General features: G+C 66.1%; 15 protein-coding genes. 7 read left to right on the forward strand and 8 right to left on the reverse strand.

Translation table 11 applies throughout. From position 1 onward, the window contains the following. Window positions 1-13: 13 nt before the first annotated feature. Complete coding sequence (gene rpsJ / locus ACQP1T_RS35280) at window positions 14-319, reverse strand: 30S ribosomal protein S10 (RefSeq protein WP_003938093.1); 306 nt, start codon at window positions 317-319, stop codon at window positions 14-16. A gap of 683 nt (window positions 320-1,002) precedes the next feature. On the opposite strand from rpsJ, the gene ACQP1T_RS35285 reads away from it, so the two are divergent. Continuing rightward, window positions 1,003-1,479 (forward strand): hotdog fold domain-containing protein, encoded by a 477-nt coding sequence (locus ACQP1T_RS35285; RefSeq protein WP_433757307.1) that lies wholly within the window; start codon window positions 1,003-1,005, stop codon window positions 1,477-1,479. Between the two features lie 147 nt (window positions 1,480-1,626). After that, on the forward strand, window positions 1,627-2,820 hold the full coding sequence (locus ACQP1T_RS35290; RefSeq protein ID WP_433757308.1) for a lycopene cyclase family protein: 1,194 nt from the start codon (window positions 1,627-1,629) through the stop codon (window positions 2,818-2,820). A 6-nt stretch (window positions 2,821-2,826) separates the two neighbouring features. Here ACQP1T_RS35290 and ACQP1T_RS35295 read toward each other — a convergent pair whose 3' ends face one another. The 3 genes from ACQP1T_RS35295 to ACQP1T_RS35305 are packed head-to-tail and all read right to left on the reverse strand — an operon-like array spanning window position 2,827 to window position 5,500. Beyond that, entirely contained in the window at window positions 2,827-3,681 is an 855-nt protein-coding gene (locus ACQP1T_RS35295) for an ABC transporter permease (RefSeq protein WP_433757309.1), read from the reverse strand. Next, window positions 3,678-4,460: an ABC transporter permease gene (locus tag ACQP1T_RS35300; protein WP_433762486.1), complete on the reverse strand. Its 783-nt coding sequence runs from the start codon at window positions 4,458-4,460 to the stop codon at window positions 3,678-3,680. The genes ACQP1T_RS35295 and ACQP1T_RS35300 overlap by 4 nt, the downstream gene beginning before the upstream one ends. Before the next feature lie 35 nt (window positions 4,461-4,495). Next, window positions 4,496-5,500: an ATP-binding cassette domain-containing protein gene (locus tag ACQP1T_RS35305; RefSeq protein WP_433757310.1), complete on the reverse strand. Its 1,005-nt coding sequence runs from the start codon at window positions 5,498-5,500 to the stop codon at window positions 4,496-4,498. A gap of 398 nt (window positions 5,501-5,898) precedes the next feature. On the opposite strand from ACQP1T_RS35305, the gene ACQP1T_RS35310 reads away from it, so the two are divergent. Next, window positions 5,899-7,419: an aldehyde dehydrogenase family protein gene (locus tag ACQP1T_RS35310; protein WP_433762487.1), complete on the forward strand. Its 1,521-nt coding sequence runs from the start codon at window positions 5,899-5,901 to the stop codon at window positions 7,417-7,419. 3 nt (window positions 7,420-7,422) lie between these two features. Here the strand turns inward: ACQP1T_RS35310 and ACQP1T_RS35315 are convergent, their stop codons facing one another. Then, the gene (locus ACQP1T_RS35315) at window positions 7,423-8,664 is read right to left on the reverse strand and encodes a TetR/AcrR family transcriptional regulator (protein WP_433757311.1); all 1,242 of its coding nucleotides are present in this window, start codon (window positions 8,662-8,664) and stop codon (window positions 7,423-7,425) included. A gap of 164 nt (window positions 8,665-8,828) precedes the next feature. Here ACQP1T_RS35315 and ACQP1T_RS35320 point away from each other — a divergent pair, with 164 nt between their 5' ends. Both ACQP1T_RS35320 and ACQP1T_RS35325 read left to right on the forward strand, forming a co-directional pair. After that, window positions 8,829-9,632 (forward strand): enoyl-CoA hydratase-related protein, encoded by an 804-nt coding sequence (locus ACQP1T_RS35320; protein ID WP_433757312.1) that lies wholly within the window; start codon window positions 8,829-8,831, stop codon window positions 9,630-9,632. Between the two features lie 73 nt (window positions 9,633-9,705). Continuing rightward, a complete protein-coding gene (locus ACQP1T_RS35325) occupies window positions 9,706-10,731 on the forward strand; it encodes an SDR family oxidoreductase (RefSeq protein WP_433757313.1) in 1,026 nt (341 codons plus the stop codon). Here the strand turns inward: ACQP1T_RS35325 and ACQP1T_RS35330 are convergent, their stop codons facing one another. Continuing rightward, entirely contained in the window at window positions 10,732-11,088 is a 357-nt protein-coding gene (locus ACQP1T_RS35330) for a winged helix-turn-helix transcriptional regulator (RefSeq protein WP_433757314.1), read from the reverse strand. It lies immediately after the preceding gene. Window positions 11,089-11,197: 109 nt separating this feature from the next. On the opposite strand from ACQP1T_RS35330, the gene ACQP1T_RS35335 reads away from it, so the two are divergent. Both ACQP1T_RS35335 and ACQP1T_RS35340 read left to right on the forward strand, forming a co-directional pair. After that, window positions 11,198-12,130, forward strand: a complete 933-nt coding sequence (locus tag ACQP1T_RS35335) for a zinc-binding dehydrogenase (RefSeq protein ID WP_433757315.1) — start codon at window positions 11,198-11,200, stop codon at window positions 12,128-12,130. Window positions 12,131-12,140: 10 nt separating this feature from the next. Continuing rightward, window positions 12,141-12,548, forward strand: coding sequence for a nuclear transport factor 2 family protein (locus ACQP1T_RS35340; protein WP_433757316.1), 408 nt, complete (start codon window positions 12,141-12,143; stop codon window positions 12,546-12,548). On the opposite strand, the gene ACQP1T_RS35345 is transcribed toward ACQP1T_RS35340, so the two are convergent. Beyond that, window positions 12,545-13,852, reverse strand: coding sequence for an Nramp family divalent metal transporter (locus tag ACQP1T_RS35345; RefSeq protein ID WP_433762488.1), 1,308 nt, complete (start codon window positions 13,850-13,852; stop codon window positions 12,545-12,547). The two genes, ACQP1T_RS35340 and ACQP1T_RS35345, sit on opposite strands and share 4 nt — an antisense overlap. Before the next feature lie 53 nt (window positions 13,853-13,905). Continuing rightward, on the reverse strand, window positions 13,906-14,970 hold the full coding sequence (locus ACQP1T_RS35350; protein WP_433757317.1) for an alpha/beta hydrolase: 1,065 nt from the start codon (window positions 14,968-14,970) through the stop codon (window positions 13,906-13,908). Between the last annotated feature and the right edge of the window lie 14 nt (window positions 14,971-14,984).

Raw genomic sequence — 14,984 nt, forward strand, 5'->3', positions numbered from 1 at the left:
ATTCGAGTCCCCGTCACTGAATGTTGACGTCGACGCTGGCCGGGAGATCGATGCGCATGAGGGCATCAACCGTCTTCGGCGTCGGGTCGAGGATGTCGATCAGCCGCTTGTGCGTCCGCATCTCGAAGTGCTCGCGCGAGTCCTTGTACTTGTGCGGCGAACGGATGACGCAGTACACGTTCTTTTCGGTCGGCAACGGCACCGGCCCGACCACACGGGCCCCGGTGCGGGTCACCGTCTCCACGATCTTGCGCGCGGACGCGTCGATCGCTTCGTGGTCATAGGCCTTGAGCCTGATGCGGATCTTCTGTCCCGCCACGCTAAGTGTCCTTTTCTCCGCTTATCGTTCGTGGTCCGGAAGCCGGCTTCCGTACCACCTTCAATTGCACAGCCCGAACACACGAAGACGTCCCAGCCCGAGTGGATCAGGCCCGGAGCAGGCGGCCTGCGAAATTACGCAGGGCCCCGCTCGAACAAGATCCAACACAGTGAGACCGCGACCGGGCACCGCCCGATCCTCGCCGCTGTTCATCTGTCATGGTTCTCCGGTCCACGCGGTCGGGCGTGTCGCCCCGATCTTCGATCGGAATTCGACGCAGCCGCTCATTCCTCGGCCCCGGTTCGAAACTTCACCTGGCCTGGAACGTTGTCCCGGACGCACCCACGCTGGATGTCCAGCGAGGTACACGATTGGGTGTTGCTCGCCTCACCACCCGCCACAACCGCCGAACGGCATGACCCGGTGCAAGGCAACCCGAACAGTATGCCCGACCGAGTTGGCGACTTCAAATCCGCCCCCTACCAACGCTTCCTCAGCAGGTCAGGGTGCGAATCCCGGGCGCGCCGCACTACCGGCGGTTGCTGATCAGGACTACGACGACGCCGAATCCGACGCCCCACTTCCTCATCGCGCGTCACCGTCGGGCACAGAGAACCCCCACATGGCCCGGAACCCTGCCATGCCCCACTACTGAGGAACTTACTTTCGAGTAAGATAGGGCCATGACGAAACCGACCGCGACCCATCGGATCTGGAACAAGCTGCCGGACAACCGGCTGGGGCACACTCTGTTCTCGCTCGGCATGGTGGCCCGGGTGCCCTACTTCGGGACGGTGCTGCCGAGCGTCGTGCGGTTGGAGCCGGGACTGTGCGAGGTGACCTCGCCGAAGTGGTTCGGTATCCACAACCACCTGGGCACCTTCCACGCGATCGCGGCCTGCAATCTGGCCGAGGTGGCAATGGGCATGCTGAGCGAGGCCACGGTGCCCGATAGCCACCGCTGGATTCCCAAGGCCATGAATGTGCAGTACCTGGCCAAGGCCGAGACCGGTTTGCGCGCGGTGGCGAAGCTGGCCGAGGTGCCCGACTTCAGCCAGATCACCGAGGGGCAGGAGCTGACCGTCCCGGTCGCCATCTACGACAAGCACGGCCTCGAGGTGGTACACGCCGACATCACCACCTGGATCACCCCCAAGTAGGTGAGCGCGCCAGAGTCCCGAGGCAGGTGACGGTCCGTGCGCAGCGACGTACACACCCACCACACGACCGGCAGGGGGTGTGCGGTTCGCCGCATCGGCCGGGAGCAATGTTGCGGGCGAACGGACGGAGCGGTTTGAATGCGAAGCATGGGTGACAGTGCGGTCCGGGAATTCGACCTCTGCGTGGTCGGGCTCGGACCGACCGGTCGGGCGCTGGCGCATCGGGCGATGCGGGCCGGGTTCCGCGTGGCCGCCGTCGATCCGCGGCCAGACCGCTTGTGGCCGCCCACGTTCTCCTGCTGGATCGATGAGCTGCCGGAGTGGTTGCCATCCAGCGCCATTGCCGCGCGCATTCCGAAGCCGACGGTCTGGACGAAGGTCGAACATCGGATCGACCGCCCGTACTGCGTGCTCTCGAAGACCGGACTGCGCGATGCACTCTCGCTCGACGAGGCCACCGTCGTCGCCGGGCGGGCAACTCGCGTCGACGCCAACGAAGTGGAGCTCGCGGACGGCACGATCCTCAGGGCCGCAACGGTTTTCGACACCCGCGGCCTGCCGACACTCGGACAGCGCCGCGCCGCCAGCGCGCACGGCATCTTCGTCGACGCCGAAACCGCCGCGCCCATGGTGACCGAGGGCGAAGGGCTACTGCTCGATTGGCGGCCGGAGAACGGTGCGGGACCCGATGCGCCGCCGTCGTTCCTCTATGCCGTCCCGCTCGGCGACGGCACGGTGATCTTCGAGGAGACCAGCCTCGGCCTGCGTGGCGGTATGCCACAGCACGAATTGCGCAGGCGCACCCTGAACCGTCTTGCCGCACATGGCATTCGGCTCACCGGCGCCGAGCCCACCGAGGCCGCGCACTACCCACTGGACCAGCCACCGCCGAAAAAGGGCACCGCCCAAGCGATTCCGTTCGGCTCGCGCGGCGGCATGATGCATCCCTGCACCGGCTACAGCGTCGCCGACTCGTTGAACCTGGTCGACATCGCCGTCGCCGCCCTCCGTCAGGGCCGCGACCCCATTGCCGAACTCTGGCCGCGGCAAGCCCGCCTGGTGTACTGGATGCGCATGCGCGGCCTCTGGGGCATGGGCCGCCTGACGACGGAACAGTCCATCTCGATGTTCGACGCATTTTTCAGCGCGTCACCCCGCGGTCAGCGCGCCCTGCTCTCCGCCCATGACGACTACACCGCCCTCGGCGCGGTCCTGTTCAATACCGTCGCTCGCACTTGGCCGTTCCGCTGGCGTTACGACCTGGTCGGCTGGACGAATCGAAACCGCTGGGTCGGTTTCGATTTCGCCGCAGCCGAGCGCGATGAGAAGCCGATCGGCTGACGAAGATCAGGCGCCGGTTTCGGCGGCGCGCTGGTAGCCGCGGATCGCGGGATACGCGAACACGACGATGAGCCCGAGCACCCAGGCGACGGTCTTCAGCAGGGGTTCGGCGACGACACCGCCGTAGGACAGTCCCTTCATCGCGTCGATGGCACAGCTCATCGGCTGATTCGCGACCACGCCCTGCAACCAGGTCGGATAGGCGATCACCGGCACGAACCCGGAATTGAAGAACATCAGCAGGGTATTGACGATGCCGATAATGCTCACCAGCATGACGCCCTCGGTGATCGTCGCCAGCGCCGTGACCAGCACCGCGAAGCCGACCCCGAACAGCACCGGAATGCCGATCAACGCGATGGCCGCCAGCGGACCCTGCCCGAAGCGGAAGCCGAGGGCGATACCCACCGCGATCACGAACAGCGTGGTGACCAGCACCCGGACCGCCTCGGCGAACAGCCTGCCGGTCAGTCCGGCCGCTCGGTGCACCGGCATAGTCCAGAACCGACCCAGCAGTCCGGTGAACTTCTCGCCCTTGAAGCCGAGCGCGCTGACCACCGCACCGGACATCGCCGCGACCAATGTGATCAGCGCGACCTGTCCATAGATGCTCGGTTTACCGGTCGCCGCGGTTATCGAATTGCCGAGCACCACGCGGAACATGAAAAGCGTGAGCGCCGGATAGATCAGCGTCTGGATGGTGGTCGCGGGATCGCGCGCCCACACCAGCAGCAGCCGCTTGCACTGGATCAGGCTGTGCGCGATCCAGGTCGACAGCGCGCGCTCGGATGGCGTGGCCACCCGCGGCAGCGGGTCGAATGCGTCCACCTCGGTGCGCTCCAAGGTCTCGACCGAACTCATGACCGCCTCACACTCGCCCAGATCGCCAACGGAGTGAAGACGATCGCCATACCGCCCAGCCAGGTCAGCGGCACCCACAGCACATCCCAGCTCACCCCGTCATGGGCCATATCGCGCATCGCGAAGGAGAACTGGGAGATCGGCTGATTGCGCACGAACGGTCGGATCCACATCGGAAAACTGCGTTCCGGGACGAATCCGCAGGACAGCATGCCGAAGATCAAGGTGGGCAGCGTCAATGCCTGACTCAGCGATTCCGGACTCTTGGTCAGGCTGCCGAGCGCGTCCGCGCCGAGCGCGAGCACGGTACCGACCGCGATCGAGAACACGCAGAACAGCACGGCCTGACCGGGTCCGGCGACGAACCGGAAGCCGATCATGTAGCCGAAGATGATCGCCGCGGTCAGCGCGGTCAGCGAACGCACCAGGCCCGCGCCGATGCGCGCGCTCAATGGCACCAGCGCGCCGATCGGCATCGTCTGTAGTCGCGTGCTCAGACCGGTCAGCGCCTCGTATGCGGACAGCTGCGCATTCGACATCATCGTGAACGCCATGGTCTGCAGCACGATGATCGGCATGACGAACTGGGCGTAGTCGATGCCCTGGAACTTCATGACGAACCGCAGTGGCAGATAGAAGCCAAGTGTGAACACCAGCGGGGTGATCATCGCGACGATCAGTTCGCCCTTGACGGCCATCGTCCGCACAATGCGTCCGGCCAGCGCCCGCCACTGCGCGAAATAAGAGAGCTTGGCCGTGGGCAGCTCGGCGAAGAGCAGTGCCGAATCGGCCTGCTCAACGGTTGTCGAACTCACTAGTGGCCGCCCGAATGGCCGGTGATGGAGAGGAAGACATCGTCGAGCGAGGGCCTGCGCAGCGCGATATCGGCCAATTGGATCCCGGCGGCGTCGAGCCTGCGCAATGCCTCCGACAGCGTGGCCGCGCCGTCGGGTGCGGGGATCGAGATCCGGTCGCCGCCGTCGAGGTCGGCGAGCACGGCGGCGGGCACCAGATCACCGAGTGCGGTGGCGGCCTTGCCGAGCTGCGCCGGAGCCAGTGGCACTACCTCGCAGTAGCTGCCGCCGGTCTTCTCCTTGAGTTCGTCGGCGGTGCCCTCGGCGATTACCGTGCCCTTATCGATAACGATGATGTTGTCGCTGAGCACATCGGCTTCCTCGAGGTACTGCGTGGTGAGCAGCACCGTGATGCCCTGATTCTTCAGCGCGGTCACCAGATCCCACACGCCCTGCCGACTGCGCGGATCCAGACCGGTGGTCGGCTCGTCGAGGAATACCACCTCCGGACGCACCACCAGCCCACACGCGATATCGACCCGACGACGCATACCGCCGGAATAATGGCGTACCGCGCGACGGCCCGCGTGCACCAGGTCGAACTCCTCCAGCAGGGTGTCGGCGCGCTTGCGGGCGGCCGATTTGCCGAGGCCCATCAGTCGGCCGAACAATTCCAGGTTCTCCCGGCCGGAGAGGTTCTCGTCGAGCGCGGCGTACTGGCCGGTCATCATGATCGAGCGGCGCACACCCGCCGGATCTTTCAGCACATCGTGGCCCGCGACCACGGCGGTGCCGGAGTCCGGGCGCAGCAGGGTCGACAGCACTTTGACCATGGTGGTCTTGCCCGCACCGTTGGGCCCGAGGATGCCGAGCACGCTGGCCCGCGCGGCGGTGAAGCTGATGCCCTGCAGCGCGTGCACATCGCCGAATGACTTCCGGACATCCGCAACCGCGACCGCGGCGTCACCACCATCGATGGGTGGTGGCTCGCTGGTATGCGAATCCGCTTGGTTCAAGCTCGGCATCAACTCTCCACTGTGTCTGATCGGCGGCGTTCGCGGGGCCTGGGCGGCGACCGCGGGTCGCCAAGAGCGCGGGCATGAATTCGTCCCGGTTGGTGATCCCTGCCGCCAAGCGTGATGTTACCGGCAGGGGCTACTCCGCAGGGCAGACCGAGCCATACCCAGTGGACTGCGGCCTAAGTGTGTCCTTACTCACATTTCTTTCCGCTGCTCCGCCCGACCGGAGAACGTCGCTGGTGGCGGCCCTCTAGGGGCAGCGTAGGGGCGGTGGCGCCACCTTGTCCGGCCGTCGCGGCGACCATAGTCTGCTAGACGGGGGAACACGCACTCACTCGTTTGCGGCAGCGCTGATTCGCCAAGCGTTCAGCGGCTGCGGTGGATCGACCCTGCGAGAGGTGACCATGGCCGAGGCCGCGCAGCCGAGACTGGCAGCGCATACGGGAGGATCAGGCCGACCGAACGTGCTGACGTCCTATGACCCGCGTACCGGCGAAATCGTCGGCAACTACGCCGTGATGGGCGCGGGCGAAATCAACCGCACCGTGCGCGCCGCACGCTCCGCCGAAAAGTGGTGGGCGGAACTGGGATTCAGCGCCCGTAAACGCTGGCTACTGGATTGGAAACGCAGTATCGCCAGGCGCGCAGGTGAATTGGTGGAAATCCTGTGCGAGGAAACCGGAAAACCGGAGGCGGACGCGGCAATCGAGGTGATGCTCGCCGTCGAGAATCTGGATTGGGCGGCCCGCAATGCCGCGCGCGTGCTGGATCGGCGCAAGCTCGGTTCCACCTGGCTGACCCGCAATCAGCACGCCTCGGTCGGCTATCTGCCGCTCGGTGTGGTCGGCGTGCTCGGGCCGTGGAACAACCCGGTGTTCACCCCGATGGGCTCGATCGCCTACGCGATGGCCGCGGGCAATGCCGTGGTGTTCAAACCCGATGAGCTCACCACCGGTGTCGGGGTATGGCTGGCCGACAGCTGGAACAGGCTGGCGCCGAATCAGCCTGTGCTGCAGGTCGTTACCGGGGATCACGCCACCACCGCGGCACTGTGTCGGGCCAAGGTGGACAAAATCGCCTACGCCGGTTCGGATGCGGGCTCGCGTGAGGTGATCAAGCTGTGCGCGCAGACCTTGACACCGGTGGTGGTCGAGCGGAACGGCAAGGGCACCATGGTCGTTCACGTCGACGCCAAACTCGACGAGGCCGCCGAGGCCGCGGTATTCGGCGCGATGGGCAATGCCGGCCAGAACTCCACCGGCATCCAGCGGGCCTATGTCGCCAACTCCGTCTACGACCGATTCCTGGAACTGGTGATCGACCAGGCGCGGCGGCTACGGCCCGGCGCGGATAAGCGCGCGTCCTACGGTCCGATGATTCTGGAATCTCAGGTCGACGTGGTGCGCAAGCAGGTGCGCGACGCAGTGGCCAGGGGCGGGCGCGCGGTGGTCGGCGGACTGGATTCGATTCGCGATCCCTATATCGAACCGATCGTCTTGACCGACGTGCCGGAGGAGAGCGTCGCGATCACCGGCGAGGGCATCGGGCCGCTGCTGATCGTCAACAAGGTCGCGAATATGGCCGAGGCGGCGCAGCGGATCAATGCGGTCGGCAATGGTGTCGCGGTGTCGGTGTTCACCCGGGATGTGCACGGCATCGAATCCTTCGCCGAGCAGCTGCGGGTCGGCGTTGTGACCATCAATTCTTCGACCACGTACGCCGGAATTCCGGCCCTGCCCTTCGGCGGGGTCGGCGAATACGGGCAGGGACACCATCACGGCGATCAGGGACTGCGCGAGTTCAGCCGGACGCTGGCGATCGCGCGCAAGCGGTATCGAGCGCCGGTGAACCTGTCCACCTTCGACCGGCATCCTCGGCATCTGCGCACCGCCAGGGCCATCTTCCGGATGCGCCACGGTCGCTGACGCTCAGCCGAGCAGAACGGCCTCCATCAGGGCGCAGACTCGGGCCAGTTGCTCGGGGCGTGGGTCGAATTTGGTCAACCGGCCCACGTCGATGACCTGAGCGATGGCGGCGTGCACGCGGAAGCGCGCTTCCACCGGATCGCCGTCGAGCAGGTTGGCCCACTCCAGCACGTTCTGGCGCTGGATGGCGCGCAGCTTGTGCTGTTCGGTCTGCGGCAGATTGCTGAATTCGGCGTAGTAGACCGGCATGATCTCCGGCATCGAGAAGGTGAGCCGGGCCTGGCGGTAGGCGATGCGCCGGACCGCGTCCGGACGGCTGGTGGCCTCGGCCAGCGCCTCGGTGATCGCGATCGCCACCCGGTCGCCGGTGCGGTGGAACGCGGCGGCGAGCAGGTCGGCCTTGCTGGTGAAGTACCGGTAGACGCTGGAGGCATTGATGCCGACGGCCGCGCCGATTTCCTCGATGCTGGCCTCGTGATAGCCCTGGCGGCCGAAGATCCGGATCGCCTCGGTGAGCAACTGTTCGCGTTTCGAGGTGACCGGCAGGCCGCGGGTGGCCGGTGCGGGCTCGGGCTCGGTCGGTGCTGGCGGCAGTTCGGCGCGCAGGATCGACCAGCTCATCTCGCGCAGCAGCGGCATCAGCCGGGCGGTGGCGAGCGTGGTGCGATGCGAGGAGATGCTCGCGATGGCGCTGAGCACCCCGGCGGCGAGCATTGCCACGTCGGCGGGCGGCGCGGTGGGCCGCAGCTGTCCGATCGGTTCGGCAAGGGTCGCGTTGAGCGCGTCGTAGACCTTTCTGATCCGGGCGCGGTCGTCGGCCTCGAGATAGCGCCGCTCCCAGCGGTACAGTCCAGCCTCGCGACGGATATCGATGGTGTGTTCGCTGATCGCCTTGATCAGGGCGTCGAGCCTGGGTTCCGGCGCCAGATTCGGATCGTCCGCGGCGCGCGCGACCTTCAGCAGGTGCAAGGCGCCTTCCTCGGCGGCCGCGACCAGCAGGGCGTACTTGTTCGCGAAGTGGCGATACAGCGCGGGCCCCGAGATACCGACCTCTGCGGCGATCTCGTCGACGCCGACCGGGTAATAGCCACGTTCGCTGAACGCGCGCGCGGCGGCCCGGATGATCTGGACCTTGCGATCCTTCGGGCGACGCCGCACCGACTGGGCAGGCTCGGCACCCGTCCTGCTCGCACCTGTGTCAGGCCGCGCGGAAGCGAGACCGACCTCGCTGCGATCCGCGACCATCTAGCTCTCCGTTCCGGTACGGCGCTGCTGGTTGACAGCGCCGGACAAGTCATCCTAAGTTAACCACAATTCGCAAAGTTAACCACCATTCATGGTTCCCACTAGCGATTGCTTGCAGATGGCTCGAAAAACCAGCCCGCCGGATTCCAGACCAGGAGCACCAAATGAGCAACCCCGACGCCGCGACCACATCCGCGGGTTTCAGTGCCGTCCGCGACGGCAAGGTGCTCCGGGTCACGCTCACCAAGCCCAAGCGCAAGAACGCCATCGACTACGACACGATGGTCGCCCTCGGTGACACCTTCCTCGCCGCCGCCGAGGACCGTTCGGTGCGGGTGATCGTATTGACCGGCGAGGGCGGCGACTTCTGCACCGGCGCCGATCTTGCCGCAACCGCCTCCGAGGCGCAGCGCGGGATCACCTCGGACATGGTGATGGACGCGGCCAACCGGCTCGTGAAAGCCATTGTGGACGCGCCGATCCCGGTCATCGCGCGGGTCAAGGGGGCGGCCGCGGGTGTCGGCGTCGGCATCGCGCTGGCCGCCGATCTGGTCTACGCCGCCGAGGATTCCTACCTGCTGCTCGCCTTCATCAACATCGGCTTGATGCCCGACGGCGGCGCCGCATCCATGGTCGCCGCCGCGGCCGGACGCCCGCTGGCCGCGGAAATGGCACTGCTCGGCGAGCGACTCCCCGCACCAGCGGCCAAGGCAGCCGGGCTGTTCACCGCCGTGGTTCCGGCGGACGAACTCGACGCCAAGGTCGAGGCCGCGGCCGCCAAGATCGCCGCGGGCCCGCGCCGCGCCCTCGAACTCACCAAGAAGGCACTCAACGCCGCAACCCTCTCGGCACTTGACTCCACCCTCGCCGCCGAAAAGTCCGGCCAGAGCGAACTGCTCCAATCTCCCGACTTCTTCGAGGGCGCCACCGCCATGCTCACCAAGCGCAAGCCGGTCTTCGCCGACTGATCGCGCGGACGCATCGGGCGCACCGTGATCCCGGACACAAGTGCGCCCGCACGAGCGACTATGTTGATCGGCTATGGCTTACCTGGTTACTGGAGCAACTGGGTTTATCGGTCGATTTCTCATTCCCGAGCTGCTGAAACGGGAACGAGATGTGCATGTGCTGGTCCGGCCTGGGGTTGATTCGGCGGATCGGTATGCCTGCTGTGCTCGGGAGTGGATGGGGGGCGAGCGGGTGCGGGCGGTGCGCGGGGATATGGGCGCGCCCGGGCTCGGCATCGATCCGGGCTGGATCGCCGAACATCGGGGCTCGATCGAGCATGTCTTCCATCTGGCGTCGAGCTATGACCTCGCCGAACGCGGCGGCGGCACCAGACATGTCGTCGATGTCGTGCGGGAGCTGGAAGCCACTCTGCTGCATCATGTCTCGACGGTGGATGTGGCGGGCGGGTTCGACGGTTTGTTCACCGAGGACATGTTCGACGAGGGTCAGGCGCTGAGTTCGCCGATGCAGCGGGCGAAATTCGAGGCCGAGAAGATCGTGCGCGAATCCGGGTTGGGTTGGCGGATCTATCGGCCATCGATCGTGATCGGACATTCGCGCACCGGTGAGATCGATCGAATCGAGGGTCCGTACTACTTCTTCCGGCTGCTGCGGATGGCCGCGCAGCTGCCGAGGATTCTGCCGGTGCTGGTGCCGAAACTGGGGGAAACCAATATGGTGCCGGTCGATTTCGTGGCTCGCGCACTGGCCCACATCGCCCACCAACCCGACGCCGATCACACCACCTACCACCTGACCGATCCGCGTCGACAGAGCGCCGCCGAGGCGCTGAATCTGTTCGCCGACGAAGCCGGTGCACCGCATCTGGTGGAGGTGATGCCCAAGCGCACCCTCGAGATGATGCTTCGCGTCCCCGGCGCGAACTGGCTGCTCCCCCGCGTCGGCGTCCCCCAGGATGTGTTGGAGCACAGCGAATTCAGCTGCTGGTTCGACTGCCGCAACGCCACCGCCGCACTCGCCGGCACCGATATCAAGGTGCCGCCGCTGGCCGCTTATGCCCCGCTGATCTGGAAGTACTGGATCGAGAACTGGGTCTGATCAGCCCGCCTGCTCGTATTCGGCTCTGGCCGCGTCGATTTCGTCGATGTGCTCGATGGCCCAGTCCCGCAGCACATCGACGGCGTCGCTGAGACTGTGACCGAGCGGTGTCAGCGTGTATTCGACGGTGACCGGCACGGTCGGATAGACCGTGCGCGACACCATGCCGTCGCGTTCCAGACCGCGCAGCGTCTGGGTGAGCATCTTCTGCGTGATGCCCTGCACCTGCCTGCGCAGCTCCGAGAAGCGCAGCGTTCCCGGCTTCAGGGCCAGCAGCACGAGCCCGGTCCAGCGTTCACCGAGCCGATCGAAGACCGCGCGGGACGGGCAGTTCAGGTTGAAGATGTCGTATGCCATGGGATCGTTGGTATCCACCAGGTACCTATACCACTAATTACTGCCTTCTTTCATCCGGAAACCAACCCTCTTAGTGTCGTTTTCGTCGCTACGACCAGGAGGTAGTCAAATGAAAGCCCTTGCAGCAACCGGTGATCCGACCTTCGTACGGTTCGCCGAGGTCGCCGAACCCACGGCCGCCGCCGATGCGGCAGTCATTCAGGTCGAGGCGTTCTCTGTGAACCGCGGCGAGATTCTAGCCATGACCGGCGCCTACGGCACGCCGACCGCACCGGGCACGGTCATGGGACAGGACGTCGTCGGCCGGGTCGTCGCGGCCGCCGCCGACGGCTCGGGGCCCGCCGTCGGCACCCGTGTGGTCGGCCATGTCGAGGGCGGCGGGTGGGCCGAGCGGGTGGCCGTCCCGACCTCCGCATCGGCCGAGTTGCCCGACACCCTCACCGCCACCAGCGCGGCTGCCTTGCCACTCCCGGGTTTGACCGCATTACGTCTGCTCCGGCACGTCGAGGCTCCGGCGGGCAAGCAGGCACTGGTGACCGGCGCATCCGGCGGTGTCGGTCACTACCTGGTGGAATTGGCAACGGCCGCAGGCATTTCGGTGACCGCGGTGGCGGCTTCGCCCGAACGCGGCGCGCGGCTGGCCGAACTCGGCGCGACAGCCGTCGTCCATGATGTCGCGGATGCCGACGGTCGCTTCGATGTCATCTTCGAATCGGTCGGCGGCGATGTCTTCGCGGCCGCGCTCGCCCGGATCGCACCCGGCGGTACCGTGCTGTGGTTCGGCCAGGCGAGCCTGCAACCGATCCGGCTCAGCTTCTTCGAATACCTCACGGTCACACCGTTCACGCTGCGGCATTTCCCGCACTGGGTCGCCGATACCACCGATGCCGAGGATCTGCGCGTACTGGTCGACCTGACGAGCACCGGCCGCCTGCATCCGGAGCTCGGTAGGGTCGCCGACTGGGCCGAAACAGCGAGCGTGCTCACCGATCTGAACAACCGCCGGATCCGCGGCAACGCGATCCTCACCATCGACGCCTGAAGGAGCGATCATGTCGACCACCGAGCAGACCCGCGCCACCATCCTGGCCTATATCGAGGCACTCGGGTCGGGTGACGCCGAACGCGCCGCCGGGTTCTTCACGCCGACTTCGACCTGGACCCTGTTCGGCGATCTGCCGACCGCGCGCACCTGGACCGGACCGGAGGAGATCTTCGGACAATTCGTCGCGCAGATGATCGAGCGGATGGATGTGTCACAGCCGATCGGCCAGGAGGTGCGGACCGTGCTGGCCGACGGCGCGCAGGCGGTCGCCGAATGGACCACCCGCGCGACCACCGAGGCGGGCGAACCGTACGTCAATAATGTGGCGATCGTCTTCCGGGTCGAGGACGGCAAGATCGCCGAGGCCCGTGAGTATTTCGATACGGGCTATGCCCAGCGCATGCTGTTCGCCTAGTCGCCGGTGACGGTCAGGTAGATCAGGGCCACGTTCAGCAGGCTGATGATGATGGCGACGAGCCAGGCCAGACTGGTGGTCACTCGGTGGTTGACGTCGGCGCCCATCAGAATGCGGTCGCTGGTGAAGCGGACCAGCGGGATCAGGGCGAAGGGGATGCCGAACGACAGCACTACCTGCGAAATGATCAGTGCGCGAGTGGGATCGATGCCGACCGCGAGGATGAGGATGGCCGGGATCAAGGTGACCATGCGTCGGACCAACAGTGGAAACTTGCGGTTCAGCAACCCTTCCATGATCATCGCTCCGGCATACGCGCCGACCGAGGTCGATGCCAGACCGGAGGCCAGCAGGCCGATCGCGAGCAGCAGTGCGGCGATGGGGCCGAGCGCATCACCGACGGCGGCGTGCGCACCCTCGAGGGTGTCGACATTCTCCCGGCCGCGCAGCGTATTCGCGGCCATCAGCAGCATGGCCATATTGACCGTGCCCGCGAGCACCATGGCCAGTCCGACGTCGTATCTGGTGATCCGCAGCAGCCGGGTCCGCAGCGGACCGACCTCGGGCTGACCGTGGCGGTCCCGGGCCAGTCCGGAGTGCAGGTACACCGCGTGCGGCATGACGGTCGCGCCGATCATGGCCGCCGCGAGCAGCACACTCTCGGTGCCCTGGAACCGCGGCAGCAGGCCACCGACGGTGCCGGAGACCGAGGGCGGCGAAATCACCACGCTGGCCAGGAAGCCGATCGCGATGATGGCGAGCAGACCGGTGATCACCCGCTCGAACGGCTTCTGCCCGCGCTGGTTCTGCACCAGCAGCAGCGCCATCGAGACCACACCGGTGATCAGCCCGCCGAGCAGCAGCGGCAGGTCGAACAGCAGCTTCAGCGCGATCGCGCCGCCGACCACTTCGGCCAGATCGGTGGCCATCGCCACGGTCTCGGCCTGCACCCAATAGGCAAGGCGCGCCGGACGACTCGACTTGGACCGCACCGCCTCCGGTAGCGACATACCGGTGACCAACCCCAGCTTCGCGGAGAGGAACTGCACCAGTCCGGCCATCACATTGGCCATCACGATGACCCATACGAGTAGGTAGCCGAACTGGGCGCCCGCGCTGATATTCGACGCCACATTGCCGGGATCGACATAGGCGATGGCCGCGACGAAGGCCGGGCCGAGCAAGACACTGACGGATCTCGCCCGGGTCGTCGCGTTCCGCGCCGACTCAGCCAGGGTTGTACTCATAGAACAGAATTTTACGGCTTCCCGAACTTTTTGTTTAGCAGTATCTACATAAAACAGACCGCCCCGATTGTGCATAAGGTCACAATCGGGGCGGTCAGTGGGAAATCAGGTCAGAGACCGAGGCCCTTGGCCAGGGTCGGCCAGGAGTTGTGCAGCTCGTCGTTCCAGTAGCCCCAGGAGTGGGTGCCGTTGGGACGGAAGTTGAAGGTGGCGGGGATGCCGAGTGAGTCCAACTTCGTCTTCATGTTGTTGGTGCAGTAGTTGGTGCCCGCCTCGATGACACCGCCGATCAGGATCTGATTGGCCAGACCGCCGGGGCCGGGCAGCGTGTACGGACCGTTGAGGGTGTCGTACGGGCCGGGCAGACCGTTGCCGGTCGAGATGTAGAGATCCGTACCGCGCAGACCCTCGGCATTGACATAGGGGTCGTTCGCCACCCACTCCGGCCCACCGACAGGGCCCCACATGTTGTCGACATTGCCGCCGCCCCAGGTCTCCACGGTCAGCTTGACGAACTCCGAGCCGACCGGATCACTGGTCTGGGCGCAGCCACTGTAGGCCGCGGCGGCCTTGTACAGGCCCGGCTTGGCGATCGGCAGCGCGAGCACGGTGGTGCCCGAAGTGGACAGGCCCGCAATGGCATTGGTGCCGTTGGTGCCGAGCGCGCCATCGATCAGCGGCGGCAGCTCCTCGGTGAAGAAGGTCTTCCACTTGTTGCGGCCGAGTACCGGATCATCCTTGATCCAGTCGGTGTAGTAGCTCCACTTGCCGCCGATCGGCTGCACCACATTGACGTTCTTGTCGCCGAGGAACTTCAGCGCATCGGTCTTGGCCACCCAGGACGCGCTGTCCTCGCCGCCACCCGCGCCATTGAGCAGGTAGAGCACCGGACGCGGCGCCGAGGCGTCGGCGGGACGCTGCACGTCGACCGGGAAGGTCCGGTCCATGGCCGCGGAGTAGACGTAGAGGCGGATGCTGCGGTCGTCCTTGTACTCGGCCTTGGTGATCTTCGAGCCGTCCGGCGCGACCGGATTCGCCAACAGCGTCTTGGAATCGATGATCGGGTCTGCCGTCGCGGTAGATGCGCCGAAACCGGACATGACTCCCGCAAATACCGCGGTTGCCGCGATCACCGCCGCCGCACGTGTGCCGCGACGCCGGATCAGACTACGCATCAATTTCACACCTT

Source organism: Nocardia sp. CA-135398 (genome assembly GCF_050955845.1).
Taxonomy (GTDB): domain Bacteria; phylum Actinomycetota; class Actinomycetes; order Mycobacteriales; family Mycobacteriaceae; genus Nocardia.